This window comes from Cryobacterium breve (genome assembly GCF_027594785.1).
GTDB classification, from domain to species: domain Bacteria; phylum Actinomycetota; class Actinomycetes; order Actinomycetales; family Microbacteriaceae; genus Cryobacterium; species Cryobacterium breve_A.
In genome coordinates, this window is record NZ_CP075584.1 from 3,626,818 (window position 1) to 3,643,544 (window position 16,727).

At 69.3% G+C, this 16,727-nt stretch carries 8 protein-coding genes and 5 pseudogenes; 11 read left to right on the forward strand and 2 right to left on the reverse strand.

All coding sequences use genetic code 11. The features are described 5' to 3' along the window. Positions 1-11: 11 nt before the first annotated feature. The 10 genes and pseudogenes from pheS to KIV56_RS17690 all read left to right on the forward strand — a co-directional run bounded on the left by pheS (position 12) and on the right by KIV56_RS17690 (position 12,776). Positions 12-1,070, forward strand: coding sequence for a phenylalanine--tRNA ligase subunit alpha (gene pheS / locus KIV56_RS17645; RefSeq protein ID WP_281534430.1), 1,059 nt, complete (start codon positions 12-14; stop codon positions 1,068-1,070). Then, a complete protein-coding gene (gene pheT / locus KIV56_RS17650) occupies positions 1,070-3,652 on the forward strand; it encodes a phenylalanine--tRNA ligase subunit beta (RefSeq protein ID WP_281534431.1) in 2,583 nt (860 codons plus the stop codon). Before pheS ends, pheT begins: the two co-directional genes overlap by 1 nt. Positions 3,653-3,937: 285 nt before the next feature. Continuing rightward, on the forward strand, positions 3,938-4,984 hold the full coding sequence (gene argC, locus KIV56_RS17655; RefSeq protein WP_281534432.1) for an N-acetyl-gamma-glutamyl-phosphate reductase: 1,047 nt from the start codon (positions 3,938-3,940) through the stop codon (positions 4,982-4,984). Beyond that, positions 4,981-6,154: pseudogene (argJ, locus tag KIV56_RS17660) on the forward strand (bifunctional glutamate N-acetyltransferase/amino-acid acetyltransferase ArgJ). Before argC ends, argJ begins: the two are co-directional and overlap by 4 nt. 140 nt (positions 6,155-6,294) lie before the next feature. Continuing rightward, the gene (gene argB, locus KIV56_RS17665) at positions 6,295-7,149 is read left to right on the forward strand and encodes an acetylglutamate kinase (protein WP_281536211.1); all 855 of its coding nucleotides are present in this window, start codon (positions 6,295-6,297) and stop codon (positions 7,147-7,149) included. Positions 7,150-7,291: 142 nt separating this feature from the next. Next, positions 7,292-8,447 (forward strand): annotated as a pseudogene (locus KIV56_RS17670) (acetylornithine transaminase). 35 nt (positions 8,448-8,482) lie between these two features. Continuing rightward, a pseudogene (gene argF / locus KIV56_RS17675) lies at positions 8,483-9,416 on the forward strand (ornithine carbamoyltransferase). A 34-nt stretch (positions 9,417-9,450) separates the two neighbouring features. Continuing rightward, complete coding sequence (locus KIV56_RS17680; protein WP_134447017.1) at positions 9,451-10,650, forward strand: argininosuccinate synthase; 1,200 nt, start codon at positions 9,451-9,453, stop codon at positions 10,648-10,650. A gap of 10 nt (positions 10,651-10,660) precedes the next feature. After that, positions 10,661-12,098: pseudogene (gene argH, locus KIV56_RS17685) on the forward strand (argininosuccinate lyase). A gap of 53 nt (positions 12,099-12,151) precedes the next feature. Continuing rightward, positions 12,152-12,776: pseudogene (locus tag KIV56_RS17690) on the forward strand (DNA-3-methyladenine glycosylase). A 550-nt stretch (positions 12,777-13,326) separates the two neighbouring features. Here KIV56_RS17690 and KIV56_RS17695 read toward each other — a convergent pair. Together KIV56_RS17695 and KIV56_RS17700 are read right to left on the reverse strand one after the other, a co-directional pair. Continuing rightward, the gene (locus KIV56_RS17695; RefSeq protein WP_281534433.1) at positions 13,327-13,926 is read right to left on the reverse strand and encodes a hypothetical protein; all 600 of its coding nucleotides are present in this window, start codon (positions 13,924-13,926) and stop codon (positions 13,327-13,329) included. Continuing rightward, positions 13,923-14,690 carry a DNA-binding protein gene (locus KIV56_RS17700; RefSeq protein ID WP_281534434.1) on the reverse strand — a complete coding sequence of 256 codons (768 nt, stop codon included), beginning with the start codon at positions 14,688-14,690 and terminating at the stop codon, positions 13,923-13,925. Before KIV56_RS17700 ends, KIV56_RS17695 begins: the two co-directional genes overlap by 4 nt. A gap of 120 nt (positions 14,691-14,810) precedes the next feature. Here KIV56_RS17700 and tyrS point away from each other — a divergent pair, with 120 nt between their 5' ends. Then, positions 14,811-16,112, forward strand: coding sequence for a tyrosine--tRNA ligase (tyrS, locus tag KIV56_RS17705; protein WP_281534435.1), 1,302 nt, complete (start codon positions 14,811-14,813; stop codon positions 16,110-16,112). The last annotated feature ends 615 nt before the right edge of the window (positions 16,113-16,727 follow it).

Genomic DNA, 16,727 nt, shown 5'->3' on the forward strand with positions numbered 1-16,727 from the left:
ACTTGGGACCTGTGTCTGAATCCACCGAAAACCCCGCACCGGCCGAGATCACCGAAGCGGCCGTGACCGCGGCGGTCACCGCCGCCCTGTCCGCCATATCCGCCGCCGCCGACTCGGCTGCCCTCAAGGCGGCCCGTAGCGAACACGCCGGTGAGGCGTCTCCGCTCTCCCGCCTGAACGCGCTGATGCGTTCGGTGTCGAAGGAGCAGAAGGCAGCGGCCGGCAAGCTCGTCGGCCAGGCCAGGGCCCGAGTCAACCAGGCCCTCTCCGCCCGCGAGGCGGAGATCGGCGCGGCAGAGGCCGCCGCGAAGCTCGCCGCCGAAACCGTGGATGTCACCGCCGCGGCCTCGACCTGGCACGCTGGGGCGCGGCATCCGCTCGCCCTGCTGCAGGAACGCGTCGCCGACGTGTTCGTCGCGATGGGCTGGGAAGTCGCGGAAGGCCCCGAGCTCGAGAGCGAGTGGTTCAATTTCGACGCGCTCAACTTCGACGAGGACCACCCGGCACGCGCGATGCAGGATACCTTCTTCATCGACCCGCCCGAGGCGCACCTCGTGCTGCGCACGCACACTTCGCCCGTGCAGATGCGCGCCCTGCTCTCCCGCGAACTGCCGGTCTACGTCGTCGCGCCCGGCCGGGTGTACCGCACCGACGAACTCGACGCGACGCACACGCCCGTGTTCCACCAGATCGAGGGCATCGCCATCGACAAGGGACTCACGATGGCGCACCTCCGCGGCACCCTGGATCACTTCGTGCAGGCCCTTTTCGGCCCCGAAGCGAAGGTGCGGCTGCGGCCGAACTACTTCCCGTTCACCGAACCGAGCGCCGAGCTCGACGTCTGGCACCCGACCTTCAAGGGCGGTGCGCGCTGGATCGAGTGGGGCGGCTGCGGCATGGTCAACGCCAACGTGCTCCGCTCGGCGGGGATCGACCCCGAGGTCTACTCGGGCTTCGCGTTCGGCGTCGGCGTCGAACGAGCACTGATGTTCCGCAACGATGTGAAGGATATGCACGACATGGTCGAAGGCGACGCACGGTTCAGCCAGCAGTACGGGATGACCGTCTGATGCGCGTCCCTCTGAGCTGGCTCGGCGAATTCGTCGACCTCGAACCCGGCACCACTCCCGAAGCCGTGCACGCCGCCCTCGTGAGCGTCGGCCTCGAAGAAGAAGAGATCCACCGCTTTGAACTGACCGGCCCGATCGTGGTCGGCGAGGTTCTCGAATTCGTCGGCGAGCCCCAGACCAACGGCAAGACCATCAACTGGTGCCAGGTGCGCGTCGCCCCCGGCGACGAGACCGCTGCGGACGGCGGCCCCGCCGTGCACGGCATCGTCTGCGGGGCGCACAACTTCGTCGTCGGCGACAAGGTCGTCGTGACCCTGCCCGGCGCCGTGCTGCCCGGCCCGTTCGCGATCGCGCCCCGGAAGACCTACGGCCACGTTTCCGACGGCATGATCGCCTCAGCCCGTGAGCTCGGCCTCGGCGACGAGCACGACGGCATCCTGCTGTTGAAGAACCTCGGCCTCGACGACGCCCCCGTTGGCACAGACGCGATCGCCCTCCTCGGCCTTGACGACACCGCCGTCGAGGTCAACGTGACCCCCGACCGCGGCTACGCGTTCTCGATCCGTGGCATCGCCCGCGAATACTCGCACGCGACCGGGGCGGCCTTCCGCGACCCGGCCCTCGCGACTGCGCCCGCCGTCTCGACGGTCGAGTTCCCCGTCACGCTCGCCGACGCGGCCCCGATTCGCGGCCGCTCGGGTGCGAGCGTCTTCGTGACCCGCGCCGTGCGCGGCGTCGACCCGTCCCGGCCCACCCCGGCCTGGATGATCACCCGGCTTGCCCTCGCCGGCATGCGGTCGATCTCGCTCGTCGTCGACGTGACCAATTACGTCATGCTCGAACTCGGCCAGCCGCTGCACGGCTACGACCTGGACGCGCTCACCGGCGGCATCCTGGTGCGCCGGGCGGAACCGGGGGAGAAGCTCACGACCCTCGACGGCGTCGTGCGCGCCCTGCACCCGGAAGACCTCCTGATCACCGACGAGTCCGGTGCGATAGGCCTCGCCGGGGTGATGGGCGGCCGCAGCACCGAGATCGGCGCCACCACCACGAACGTGCTCATCGAGGCCGCGAACTTCGACCCGGTGTCGATCGCCCGCAGCGCCCGCCGTCACAAGCTCCCGAGTGAAGCCTCGCGTCGATTCGAACGCGGGGTGGACCCGCAGGTCGCCGCCGTCGCGGCAGCTCGCGTCGTGCAGCTGCTCGTCGACCTCGCCGGTGGAACCGCCGACGCTCTCGGCTCCGCGGTCGATTCCTCGGTTGCGCCGGTCGCGATCGAGCTTCCGCGCGACTTCATCACCGGCCTGATCGGACGCACCTACTCGGACGAGGAGGAGCGTTCCGCCCTCGCCGAGATCGGCGGCGTGCTCGTCGACACCCCGACCGGACTCTCGGTGACCCCGCCGACCTGGCGGCCTGACCTCACCGACAAGTGGACCCTCGCCGAGGAGGTCGCCCGAATCGTCGGCTACGACAGCATCCCCTCGGTGCTCCCGGTCGCCCCGCCCGGCCGTGGCCTCACCCTCCTGCAGCGCCTGCGCTGCACGGTCGCGCAGACCCTCGCGGCGACCGGCCACACCGAGGTGCTCGCCTACCCGTTCGTGTCCGAGTCCGACAATCGCCTGTTCGCGCCGCTCGCCGCCGTGGCAGCGGATGCCGCCGGTGCCGCCGCCGGCGTCCCCGCCGTCGCCGAGGTTCCCCAGATCCGCGTCGCGAACCCGCTCGACGGCGAGGCGCCCTTCCTGCGCACCTCGATCCTCCCTGGGCTCCTGCGGATCGCGCATCGCAACCGTTCTCGCGGGATCACCGACCTGGCCGTCTTCGAACAGGGCCTCGTCTTCCGGCCGGTGGCGGGCATCCGCTATGGCAGCCTCGTCGTGCCGGCGGGTGCCGTGCGCCCGAGCGCGGAACTCGAGGCCGAGCTCAACGCGGGCATCCCGCCGCAGCCGTACTCCGTCGCCGTCGTGCTGACCGGCAACACCGTGCGCCACCAGCCGGGTCGGCCGCCGCTCAGCGCCGGCTGGCAGGACGCCCTGACCGCCGTGCAGCAGGTCGCGCTTGCGACCGGCGTGTCGATCCTGGTGCGCCAGGGCGCGCACCCGGCGATGCACCCCGGCCGCACTGCCGAGCTGTTCGTCGCCACCCCCGCCGGGGAACTGAGCGTCGGCTTCGCGGGCGAACTGCTGCCCGCCGTCGCGATCGACTTCGACCTGCCCGCCGTGGTCGCCGTCGCCGAGATCACCCTCTCGGACGTCTTCGCCCAGGCCGGCGCCGAGCTGCACGCCGCACCGATCAGGACGATGCCGGCCGCGACGCAGGACCTCTCGCTCGTCGTCAGCGCCGCGGTGCCCGCCGCCGAGGTGCTCGCGGCCGTTGCTGAAGGGGCCGGCGCGCTGCTCGACCACATCGAACTTGTCGACGACTACCGCGGCACCGGCATCGAGCCCGGCCGCAAGTCACTGACGTTCGCGCTGCGGTTCCGGGCCGCCGACCGCACCCTGACCGCCGCGGAAGCGAGCGACGCGAAGCTCGCCGGTGTCGCAGTCGCGACCGCCCGCTTCGACGCGACGCTCCGCGAGTAGCCGCCAGGGCCCGGACCGCCGCCGCCCCAATCCCGCCGGACCCTCCGCGAACGACCCTTCCCAGCGCGCGCCATTTCCGCCGTTTCGCGCCAGGCATGCCTGGCGCGAAACGGCGGAAATGGCGCGCGATTGGGCGCAGGTGGCGCGTAGCGGCGGAGATGGCGCGCAACTTTCTTGCGTGAGCAGCTGATGTGCACTCGGGTGTCCGGGTGCGGATTCCGGCGGGAGCCGGGCCGATGTCGCCCGGATTCCCGGGGGCGCTGGGCAGCGCGATAGGTTTGTCACATGGCTTTTTCGGTAGCAATTGCAGGCGCGAGTGGTTACGCGGGCGGAGAATTGCTGCGAATGCTCGCAGGACACCCCGAATTCGAGGTGCGCACGGTGACCGCGCACAGTAATGCGGGCCAGCGACTGATCGACGTGCAACCGCACCTCCGCAGCCTCGCACACCTCACCCTCACGGACACGAGCCCCGCGAGCCTCTCCGGGCACGACGTGGTCTTCCTCGCCTTGCCGCACGGGGCATCCGGCGCCCTGAGTGCTGAGCTTTCGCCCGACACGCTCGTGATCGACTGCGGCGCAGACCACCGCCTCGAGGACGCAGCCGACTGGGCGGCCTTCTACGGCGGCGACTACTTCGGCTCCTGGACCTACGGCGTCCCCGAACTTCCGATCCCCGGAGGCGGCAAGCAGCGCTCGCGGCTGGTCGGCGCCCGCCGGATCGCGGCCCCCGGCTGCAACGCGAGCACCGTGGCCCTCGCCCTCGCCCCCGGCATCCACGCGGGCGTGATCGAACCCGAGGACCTCGTCGCCGTGCTCGCCGTCGGCCCGTCCGGAGCGGGCAAGAGCCTCAAGGTTCCCAACCTGGCCGCAGAGGTCCTCGGCTCGGCCAACCCCTACGCCGTCGGCGGCACCCACCGGCACATCCCCGAGATCCAGCAGAGCCTGCGCTGGGCCGGCGCCGCACACCCCACCATCTCGTTCACGCCCGTGATCGTGCCGATGTCCCGCGGCATCCTCGCCACGGCGACCGCCCGCCTCGTGCCCGGCACATCCGTGGCCGCCGTCCGCGCCGCCTGGGAGAACGCGTACGCCGACGAGCCCTTCGTGCACCTGCTTCCCGCAGGGCACTTCCCGCGCACGAGCGACGTGCTCGGCGCCAACACCGCGCTTATCGGCCTCGCAGTCGACGAGGCCGCCGGCCGCGTCGTCACGGTGACCGCCGTCGACAACCTCGCCAAGGGCACCGCCGGTGCCGCGATCCAATCCGCAAACCTGGCCCTCGGGCTGCCCGAAACCCTGGGCCTCAGCATGAATGGAGTCGCCCCGTGAGCGTCACAACCCCCGCCGGATTCTCGGCAGCCGGCGTCACCGCCGGCCTCAAGAAGTCCGGCGGACTCGACCTCGCCGTGGTGCAGAACCTCGGCCCGCTCTCGAGCGCCGCGACCGTGTTCACGAGCAACCGCTGCAAGGCGAACCCGGTGATCTGGAGCCAGCAGGTCATGCGCGGCGGCCGGGTGAGCGCGATCGTGCTCAACTCGGGCGGGGCGAACTGCTACACCGGCAGCATCGGGTTCCAGACCACCCACGCGACCGCGGAAGCCGTCGGCGAACGCCTGGGCGTGTCCGCCGGGGAGGTGCTCGTCTGCTCGACCGGCCTGATCGGCGAACAGCTCGACCTCGACAAGATCACCGCGGGTATCTGGGACGCCACCCTCGCCCTTCAGAAGGACGACTCGACCTCCGCCGAGGCCGGCCTCTCCGCGGCCCGGGCCATCATGACGACGGACACCACCCCGAAGCAGTCCGCCGTGACCGCGCCGGCCGGCTGGTCGATCGGCGGAATGGCCAAGGGCGCAGGCATGCTCGCACCCGGCCTCGCGACGATGCTCGTCGTGATCACGACCGACGCCGTCCTCGACTCCGCCCAGCTCGACACCGCCCTCCGGGTCGCCACTCGGCTCACCTTCGACCGCCTCGATTCCGACGGCTGCATGTCGACGAATGACACCGTGAGCCTGCTCGGCTCCGGCGCGAGCGGAATCAAGCCGGACGAGGCCGAATTCGCCGCGGCACTCACCGCGATCTGCCAGGACCTCACCCTGCAGGCTCCAGGCCGACGCGGAGGGCAGCGCCCACGACGTGGCCATCACCGTCCGCAACGCCGCGACCGAAGCCGACGCCGTCACCGTCGCCCGCGCGGTGTCCCGCAGCAATCTGTTCAAGACCGCCATCTTCGGCAACGACCCGAACTGGGGCCGCGTGCTCGCCGCCGTCGGCACGACGGATGCCGCCTTCGACCCGTACAACATCGACGTCACGATCAACGGGGTGCAGGTGTGCACCGCGGGGGAGCCGGACCAGCCCCGAGAACTCGTCGACCTCACCCCGCGGTCGGTGACCGTGCTGATCACCCTGCACGCGGGAGACGCGGAAGCGACGATCTGGACCAACGACCTCACGCACGCCTACGTCGAAGAGAACAGCGCGTACTCAAGTTGACCCGTCACACGCACGGCAAGGCCTCGCACCGGCATCCGCTCGCGGACACCGGCGCCGGAACGCACGCCAGTGACGCCGAGGTCGACACGACAGAGACCGAGACCAACACCCGCGCCGAGGCCGCGGTCAAGGCCGAGACCCTGATCGAGTCCCTGCCCTGGCTCAAGCACTTCCACGACAAGATCATCGTCGTCAAGTTCGGCGGCAACGCCATGGTCAGCGAGGCGCTGCAGCGCAGCTTCGCCGAAGACATGGTCTACCTCCGCTACGCCGGCCTCCGCCCCGTCGTCGTGCACGGCGGCGGCCCGCAGATCTCGGCGATGCTCGACCGCCTCGGCATCCAGAGCGAATTCCGCGGCGGCTACCGGGTGACGACCCCCGAGGCCATGGACGTCGTCCGGATGGTGCTCACCGGCCAGATCAACCGCGAGCTCGTCAGCCACATCAACGAGCACGGCCCCCTCGCGGCCGGCCTCTCCGGCGAGGATGCCGGACTCTTCCAGGGCCGCCGCCGCGGCACCATGATCGACGGCGTCGAGGTCGACCTCGGCCTCGTCGGCGACGTGATCGGCGTCGACCCCGAGGCCGTGCACGCGCAACTCAACGCGGGCCGCATCCCGGTGGTCTCCTCGATCGCCCCGGACACGGATGTCCCTGGCCAGTCCCTGAACATCAACGCCGACGCCGCCGCCGCGTCCCTCGCCATCGCGCTCGGGGCCGAGAAGCTCGTCATCCTCACCGATGTCGCCGGGCTCTACAGCGACTGGCCGAACCGGGACTCCCTCGTCTCGATCATCGAGGTCCCCGAGCTCCGTGCCCTGCTTCCCGAACTGGAATCGGGCATGATCCCCAAGATGACCGCCTGCCTCGACGCCGTCGACGGCGGCGTCGCGAAGGCCGCCATCATCGACGGGCGCGTGCCGCACTCGATCCTGCTCGAGGTCTTCACCGGGAGCGGCATCGGCACCGAAGTCGTTCCCCGGACCACCCCCTGACCCTCGCGACACCACCGACACAACGGATTTGAGAATGACAGGCAAAACGACCACCGACTCACCGGCAACCCACGCGGGCACGACAGACGCGGCCACCCTCGCTACACGCAGCGAGGGCTGGCGGGACCGATACACCGCGGCGATGATGCTCACCTTCGCGCCTCCGCGCGCGATGCTCGTCCGTGGCGCCGGCTGCTACGTCTGGGACGAGAACGGCACCGAATACCTCGACTTCCTCGCGGGCATCGCCGTCAACTCCCTCGGGCACGCCCACCCCGAGATGGTCGCCGCCGTGTCCGCCCAGGTCGGCACCCTCGCGCACATCTCCAACTACTTCGCGTCGCCCTCACAGATCGAGCTCGCCGAACGACTCAAGCGCATCACCGGGGCCGGCCAGGCCGGCCGCGTCTACTTCTGCAACTCGGGCGCCGAGGCCAACGAGGCCGCGTTCAAACTCGCCCGTCTCAATATCGGCAGCGATCCCGCCCGGCCGCGCACCCGCATCCTCTCGTTGCACGAGTCCTTCCACGGCCGCACCATGGGTGCGCTCGCCCTGTCGGGGAAGCCCGCGATGCGGGCGCCGTTCCTGCCGGTTCCCGGCGGTGTCGAGCACATCCACGCGACCTTCGAGGCCCTCGAGGCCGCGATCGACGATACCGTCGCCGCCCTGTTCCTCGAGCCCGTGCAGGGGGAGGCCGGCGTCATCGACCTGCCCGATGGTTTCCTGCGCCGCGCCCGCGAACTCTGCACCCGGCACGGTGTGCTGCTCATCCTCGACGAGGTTCAGACCGGTGCCGGACGCACCGGAGACTGGTTCGCGTACCAGCACGACGGCATCCTGCCCGATGCGATCTCGATCGCCAAGGGCATCGGCGGCGGCGTGCCGATCGGCGCGCTCGTCACCTTCGGTGCGACGTCCGAGCTGTTCCAACGCGGCCAGCACGGCTCGACCTTCGGCGGGAACCCGCTTGCGACCACGACCGCCAACACCGTGCTCGGCATCATCGAGCGGGACGGCCTCGTCGCCAACGCCGCCCGCCGCGGCGAGCAGGCTCCGCGACCTGATCCTCGGTTTCGACTCCCCGCACATCCTCGAGGTGCGCGGCCGCGGCCTTCTGCTCGGCATCGGACTTGCCGAGCCCGTCGCACTGAAGCTCGCCGATGCGGCCCTCGAGGCCGGCCTCATCATCAACGCCGCCAACGAGTCCACCATCCGGCTCGCGCCGCCCCTCATCGTCGGCGACACCGAGCTGGCCGAATTCGGGCGCCGATTCGGGCTCGCCCTGGCCAGCCTCTAGGCTGAAGAATCCCCAATTCCAGCGAAAGTGACCCCGTGACCCGCCATTTCCTGCGCGACGACGACATCTCCCCGGCCGAACAAGCCGAGATCCTCGACCTGGCCGTCGAGCTCAAGCGCGACCGATTCCAGGCGAAGCCGCTCGCGGGCCCCCAGACCGTCGCCGTGATCTTCGACAAGTCCTCGACCCGCACCCGGGTGTCCTTCGCCGTCGGCATCGCCGACCTCGGCGGCAGCCCACTGATCATCAGCACGGCCAACAGCCAGCTCGGGGGCAAGGAGACCGCAGGCGACACCGCCCGCGTGCTCGAACGCCAGGTCGCCGCGATCGTCTGGCGCACCTACGGCCAGGCCGGCCTCGAGGAGATGGCCCTCGGCACCACCGTGCCCGTCGTCAATGCCCTCTCCGATGACTTCCACCCCTGCCAGGCTCCTCGCCGACCTGCTCACCATTCGCGAACACCGCGGCGAGCTCGCCGGCCTCACCCTGACCTTCCTCGGCGACGGCGCCTGCAACATGGCGCACTCCTACCTTCTCGCCGGCGCGACGGCGGGCATGCACATCCGCATCGCCTCCCCGGCCGGTTACACCCCGCAACCGAAGGTGCTGGCGGATGCCGAGGCCATCGCCGCGAAGACCGGCGGCTCGATCACGCTCTACACCGACCCCGCGGAAGCGGTCACCGGTGTCGACGTCGTCGTCACGGACACCTGGGTGTCGATGGGTTTCGAGAAGGAGAAGGCCGCACGCGTCGCTTCGCTCGGCGCCTACCGCGTCGACAGCGCACTGCTCGCCCTCGCCAAGCCCGACGCGCTCTTCATGCACTGCCTCCCCGCCGACCGCGGCTACGAGGTCACCGCGGACGTCATCGACGGCCCGCAGAGCATCATCTGGGATGAGGCCGAGAACCGCCTGCACGCGCAGAAGGCGCTGCTGGTGTGGCTGCTCGGCCACAACACCAACCCGTAAACTTGAGACTTAGTAGATATTCAAAGGGAGAACCATGGCTGAACGTGTTGTGCTCGCATACTCCGGTGGACTGGACACCTCAGTCGGCATTGGCTGGCTGAAGGATGCGACCGGCAAGGAGGTCGTAGCACTCGCCATCGACGTCGGACAGGACGGCGAAGACATGGAGGCGATCCGCCAGCGTGCGCTCGACTGCGGCGCCGTCGAGGCCATCGTCGTCGACGCGAAGGACGAATTCGCCAACGACTACATCGTCCCGGCCCTCAAGGCCAACGCGCTGTACCAGAAGCGCTACCCGCTCGTCTCCGCGCTCAGCCGCCCGCTGATCGCCAAGTATCTCGCCTCGACCGCGAAGGCGCTCGGCGCCGACAGCGTCGCGCACGGCTGCACCGGCAAGGGCAACGACCAGGTCCGGTTCGAAGCCGCCGTCGCCGCGCTCGCCCCCGACCTGATCTCCCTCGCCCCGGTCCGCGACTTCGCGCTGACCCGCGACAAGGCCATCATCTACGCCGCTGAGCACAACCTGCCGATCAAGCAGTCCGCGAAGAGCCCGTACTCGATCGACCAGAACGTCTACGGGCGCGCGGTCGAGACCGGCTTCCTCGAAGACCCGTGGAACGCCCCGATCGAAGACCTCTACACGTACACCCAGGACCCCACGGTCACGCGGGACGCGACCGAGGTCGTCATCCGCTTCGACCAGGGCGTTCCCGTGGCGATCGATGGCAAGCCGGTCACCCCGCTGCAGGCCATCGAGATCATGAACAAGCTCGCCGGCGACCAGGGCGTCGGCCGTATCGACATGGTCGAGGACCGCCTCGTCGGAATCAAGAGCCGCGAGGTCTACGAGGCCCCCGCCGGCATCGCCCTCATCGCCGCGCACGAAGAGCTCGAGAACATGACGATCGAGCGCGACCTCGCCCGCTACAAGCGCGGCGTCGAAGCCAAGTGGGCCGAACTCGTCTACGACGGGCTCTGGTTCTCCGGCCTCAAGCGTGCCCTCGACGTGTTCATCGACGAGACGCAGAAGTACGTGACCGGCGACATCCGCCTCAAGCTGCACGCCGGCACCGCGGTCGTCACGGGACGCACGAGCCCGCAGAGCCTCTACGACTTCAACCTCGCCACCTACGACACCGGTGACACCTTCGACCAGAGCATGGCCAAGGGGTTCATCGAGCTGTGGTCGCTGCCGAGCAAGATCTCCGCACGCCGCGACCTGGCCGGCAAGTAGGGTCCGGAGCATGACAGGCGATTCTCCGGTCAACCGCGCCGGTGAAGCGGGCGCCCTCTGGGGTGGCCGCTTCGCCGGGGGACCGAGCCCCGAGGCTCGCACGGTTGAGCAAGTCGACCCAGTTCGACTGGCCGCTCGCGCCCTACGACATCCGGGGTTCCCGGGCTCACGCCCGCGCCCTGGCCGCCGCGGGCTACCTGAGCGCCGAAGAACTCGCCGCCATGATCGCCGGGCTCGACCGGCTCGACGCCGCCATCGCTGATGGCAGCTTCCAGCCGGCCGAGAGCGACGAAGACGTTCATTCCGCGCTCGAACGCGGCCTGATCGACATCGTCGGCGCCCCGCTCGGCGGCAAGCTCCGCGCCGGCCGCAGCCGGAACGACCAGGTCGCCACCCTGATCCGGATGCTGCTCCGCGACAAGGCCGCGAGCATCTCGGCGCACCTCATCACCGTGATCGACGCCCTCGCCGCCCAGGCGGAGGCCAACGAGACCGCGATCATGCCCGGGCGCACCCACCTGCAGCATGCCCAGCCGGTGCTGCTCGCCCACCACCTCTTCGCGCACTGCTGGCCGCTCGTGCGCGACCTCGAACGCTTCACCGACTGGGGCAAGCGCGCCGACTACTCGCCGTACGGTTCCGGCGCCCTCGCCGGGAACACCCTCGGCCTCGACGCCGGGCTCGTCGCGACGGACCTCGGCTTCGGCCACGTCGTCGAGAACTCGATCGACGGCACCGCGAGCCGCGACCTCGTCGCGGAGTTCGCGTACATCACCGCCCAGATCGGCATCGACATCTCCCGGCTCGCCGAGGAGATCATCCTCTGGAACACCCGCGAGTTCGGCTTCGTCACCCTTGACGACTCGTACTCGACCGGGTCCTCGATCATGCCGCAGAAGAAGAACCCCGACATCGCCGAGCTCGCCCGCGGCAAGTCCGGCCGCATGATCGGCAACCTCACCGGCCTGCTCACGACCCTCAAGGGCCTTCCGCTCGCGTACAACCGCGACCTGCAGGAGGACAAGGAACCGGTCTTCGACTCGATCGATACCCTCGAGGTGCTCCTGCCCGCCTTCGCCGGCATGATCGCGACGCTGACCTTCCACACCGAGCGGATGGCGGAACTCGCCCCCGCCGGCTACTCCCTGGCCACCGATGTCGCCGAATGGCTCGTCAAGCAGCGGGTGTCGTTCCGCGACGCTCACGAGATCACCGGGCTCCTCGTCAAGTACGCCGAACAGAACGAACTCGAACTGTATGAGGTCGACGACGCCGCGCTCCTCGCGATCTCGTCGCACCTGACCCCCGAGGTGCGCAGCGTGCTGAGCATCCACGGTTCGGTCGAGGGTCGCGACGGCCAGGGCGGCACCGCCCCGGTTCGCGTTGCCGAGCAACGGGCCGTGCTCGTCGCCCGGGTGCGCGTGCTCGCCGCGGCACTCCTGCCGTAACCGGATCCACCGGTGGGCGTCGCTCGTGAACCGAGCCGCGGCGGGCGCCGCCGGTGAGCTTCGATCGGGAACTGTTCGCCCGGCCGTCGGTGGAACTCGCACCGCTACTGCTCGGAGCCGTGCTGAGCCACGGCGGGGGTGGCCATGCGGATCACCGAGGTCGAGGCGTACCTCGGCGACGGAACCGACCCGGGTTCGCACGCCTTCCGGGGTCGCACCCGACGTAATGCGACCATGTACGGCCCGCCCGGGCACCTCTACGCGTATTTCAGCTACGGAATGCACGTCTGCGCCAACATCGTCTGTTCCCCGGAGGGCGAGGCGTCAGCGCTCCTGCTCCGCGGCGGCGAAGTCGTCGACGGACTGGTCGAAGCCCGGTCGCGCCGCACGACCTCGAAGGCCGACGTTGACCTGGCGAGGGGACCGGCGCGACTCACGATCGCCCTGGGGATCGGGCTCGGCGACGACGGCGCCGATCTCGCCGTTCCGCCGTTCGACCTGACCCTGCGCACTGGTCCCTCGCCGGCGATGCTCAACGGGCCGCGGACCGGCGTCAGCGGTCCCGGTGGGGGAGCGGAATTCCCGTGGCGGTTCTGGATCCCGGGCGACCCGACCGTGTCGCCCTACCGGCGGCATCCGAAGCTCGCGCAGCCCACCCCCGGCCCGACTCAGCCCTAGACCCCGCGCCCATCAGCGGTCACGCGTGTCCCCGGGGGCTAACTCAGGAAATCTTCCGGCCGGGCGGTCGACGGCCCGCGGACCAGTGCGGCGGATGCTCTTGAGCCGTCAGATTCTCCTGAGTTGGCCCCCTCGGTCGGTCATGCCTACTCGCGGGGGCCAGTTCCGGAATTCTGCCTGTATTCGCGGCTGGTCACGCGTGTCCCCGGGGGCTAACTCAGGAAATCTGCCCGCCGGGCGGTCAACGGCCCGCGGACCAGTGCTGCCGATCGGCGCGAGCCGGCATATCTCCTGAGTTAGCCCCCTCAGCCGGTCGTGCCCCCTCGCGGGGGCTAGCTCAGGAATTCTGCCCGCGCACACGGCCGGTCACGCCTCTGCGCGGGGCTAACTCAGGAAATCCGCCGGGCTGACCCGGCCGACTCGCGGAATAGTGCGGCCGATCAGCGCGAGCCGGCGGATTCTCCTGAGTTAGCCACGAAAACCCGGGGCGACCCCGACAGATGCCGGGGCCTGACGGTGCGGGTGGGGCGCGAGTGACGGAAGCTGGAGCCTAGCTGGTCGCGATCTTCACGAGGGCGGCGCACGCGCACGCCCAGATCAGGCTCGCGAAGGTGCCGATGATGAAGCGCTCCCGGGTCTCCGCTTCGGTGAGTTCGGTGAACCGGCCGACGCCCTTGATGGCGACGACGACCGCGATCGCCTCGGGGAACCCGGCGAGGATCGCGCCTGCGACCGCAAGGCGTTCGAGGATGCCGATCATGAGACCACCGCGGAGCACCTCGTGCACGGCGCCGGTCGCGCCGGGGGCAGCGGGAGTCGCACCGTCGTCGACGAGGATTCCGCCGTGCTGGCCGGGCCGCGCGGAATCGTGGGTGGCGAAGTCGAGCGCGAGCAGGGCCATCGGACCACCACCGACGACAGCGAGGGCGAGCGCGATTAGGCCGAGGATGACGCCGAAGGTCTCGCTGCCGCCGGGTGCGGGGGCCGCTGCGATGAGGAGGGCTCCAGCGAGGGCGCCCGCCGAGATGATCGCGAAGCTCTGTTTGCGCAACCGGAACGCGAGCACGGCACAGACGAGTGAACCGATCGTCACGAGCAAGAGCAGCAGCCAGTACAGCGTGGCGAGGATCTGGAAGGACTGGATCATCATCCGGCGGTGTCCGTTTCTGTCGAAGTCTGCTCGAGGTCTTCCATGAGCCTAACGAGTGCGGGGTGCGCCGCCTCTTCGACCCTCCAGAGTGAGGACTTGATCCGCTGGCTCACCGCCGCGGGCGTGATCCCGAGCCGGCCGGCGATCTCGACCTGGCTGAGGCCGTCGCGCAGAAGGTCGACCGCCGCCCAGCCCTCCGGCGACCGGCGCTGGCGGAGCAGGAGCACCGTTGCGATGAGCGCTTCGACCTCGACGCCGGCCAGAATCGGCTCGCCCGCAGACGAGCCGGGCGTCGGCACACCGGTCGCGAGGCCCGCAGGTCCGCCGGGGTTCGACCGGCCGGCGGATGCGCCGGCAACCGTGGCCCCCGACCCGTCTGCGTCGAGGGCGAAGCGGGCATCCGCTTTCTTGGCCCGGGTCACGGCGGCTCGAGCGGCGATGAACGCTGCACCGGAGGCTTGCCGTGTGGCGAGGGGGAGCGGCACCCGGACCGGGCCGATGCCGAGGCCGACGCTCCAGTGTCCCGAGCGGTGCAGGGCGAACACGACGTCGAGCGCGGTCGCGGCGTCGGTGAGCAGCGCCTGGATCTCGTCGCCTGAGGTCTGGTCGGGCGGCAGGACGAAGGCGGGGCCGAAGTCGGCGGCGAGGCGGGCGATCATCTCGCCGGCCCGGTCCCGGTCGTGGCGACTGTCGATCTGGTCTGCGGTGATCACGAACATGAGCGCGCCTCCCGGCCGGTTGCGGTGCGGCGAGCGGGTTCGCACGCCTAAAGTAAGCGTACACACTAAATATGGCAATATTCATGTCTCAGACTTAATTGTTCGCGATGAAGGTTCAGGCCTGTCCTCCCGGCCCGGCACTGCCACGCTGGTAATCTGGGCTGCGTGTCAGATCCAGTGATCCTCAAGCAGCAGTCCAACGACGTCACCTTCGAGAATGTCTGGGAGGAGATCTCCTGGCGTGGCCTCGTGCAGGTGTCGACTGACGAGACCGAGCTGCGCGCGCTGCTCGCGGGGGAGCCGATCACCTTCTATTGCGGATTCGACCCGACAGCGCCGAGCCTGCACCTCGGAAACCTCGTCCAACTCCTGCTGATGCGCCGCCTGCAGCTCGCCGGTCACCGGCCGCTCGGCCTCGTCGGCGGTTCCACCGGCCTGATCGGCGACCCGCGGCCCACCGCGGAGCGGGTGCTGAACACCAAGGACACCGTCGGCACCTGGGTCGGCTACCTGCAGGCGCAGGTCTCGCGCTTCCTGAGCGCGGAGGGCGACAATCCCGTGACCCTCGTGAACAACCTCGACTGGACTGGTCCGCTCAGCGCGATCGACTTCCTGCGTGACATCGGCAAGTACTTCCGGGTCGGCACAATGCTCAAGAAGGATGCCGTGAGCGCCCGGCTGAACTCCGACGCCGGCATCAGCTACACCGAGTTCAGCTACCAGGTGTTGCAAGGCCTGGACTTCCTCGAACTCTTCCGCGCCCATGGGTGCGTGCTGCAAACCGGGGGCAGCGACCAGTGGGGCAACCTCACGAGCGGCACAGACCTCATCCGAAAGGCAGAGGGCGCGAGCGTGCACGCCATCGGGACACCGCTCATCACGAACAGCGACGGCACGAAGTTCGGCAAGAGCGAGGGCAACGCCATCTGGCTCGACCCCACCCTGACGAGCCCGTACGCCTTCTACCAGTTCTGGCTCAACACCGACGACGCCGATGTGATCCTGCGCCTCAAGATCTTCACGTTCCTGACGCGGGCCGAGATCGAGGATCTCGAGCAATCGGTCGCGACCGAACCGTTCAAGCGGCTCGCCCAGCGCACCCTCGCCGTGTCGGTGACGAGTCTCGTGCACGGGCGGGCGGCGACGGATGCTGCCATCCACGCCGCGCAGGCCCTCTTCGGCCAGGGTGATCTCGCGGATCTCGACGAGGCGACCCTCGAGGCCGCCCTGCGTGAACTCCCCAATACGACGACCGCCCCCCGGGCGCCGATCATGCAGTTGCTCGTGGACACCGGACTCACGACGAGCCTGAGCGAGGCCCGGCGTGCGATCAACCAGGGCGGGGTGTACCTGAACAACGTCAAGGTCCTGAGCGACGACCAGACCATCGAGGGCGCTGTGCTGCCCGGTGGTGTGGCCGTGCTCCGCCGTGGCAAGAAGACCCTGGCCGGCGTCTTCGTCCAGTAGCCCCACCCCCGCCCCGCCCGGTCCGGGGGCGTCCAGGCCTCCCGCTGCGACGGTTGTCGTGGCCGTGAGAGTACAATTTTGGCCCTTAAGACTCGGTTTTAAGGGCCAAAAATGTACTCTCGCGCGGTGTTGGCGCGGTGTTGGCGCGGTGTTGGCGCGGGTGGGTGGATGTTGGGGCGCGGGCTTCAGGGGTGTGGTGACACGCCCGGGAGTGTGTGGGTTTTGACGGGGTGGGTGGGGGCACGTAATGTCTTCACGTACCCCAAAGGTGCGGAAAAGCCGCAGTGCTTTCCGGCCTCACGTGGGACCGAAGTTTTACGTTTTTCTCGCTCTCGAATCCTTGATTCGGATGTGTGAGGCGTAGGCTTGAAAGTCTTCCTTCCGCATGTTTAGACGGGTTGGTCAAGTTCCTATTTCGGGCGCGTTTTTCGTGTCTGTGACCGGGTTCTGGCCGATTTGACAGGGACTGCGGGGGAGGTTAGGTTAGACAAGTTGCCTCGGAGCGACAGCCACTAAGCCGGTTACGGTGTGGCCTGAAGCCGGGTGCGTCCGATCCTTGAGAACTCAACAGCGTGCACAATGTCAAATGCCAAAAACCTCGTGGTTTGGATCCGT

Bases quoted from the DNA above. Each gene is read 5' to 3' on its own strand.
- pheT (WP_281534431.1), top strand. From the start codon at position 1,070: ATGCGCGTCCCTCTGAGCTGGCTCGGCGAATTCGTCGACCTCGAACCC.
- argC (WP_281534432.1), top strand. From the start codon at position 3,938: ATGGCTTTTTCGGTAGCAATTGCAGGCGCGAGTGGTTACGCGGGCGGA.
- KIV56_RS17680 (WP_134447017.1), top strand. From the start codon at position 9,451: ATGGCTGAACGTGTTGTGCTCGCATACTCCGGTGGACTGGACACCTCA.
- KIV56_RS17695 (WP_281534433.1), bottom strand. From the start codon at position 13,926: ATGATGATCCAGTCCTTCCAGATCCTCGCCACGCTGTACTGGCTGCTG.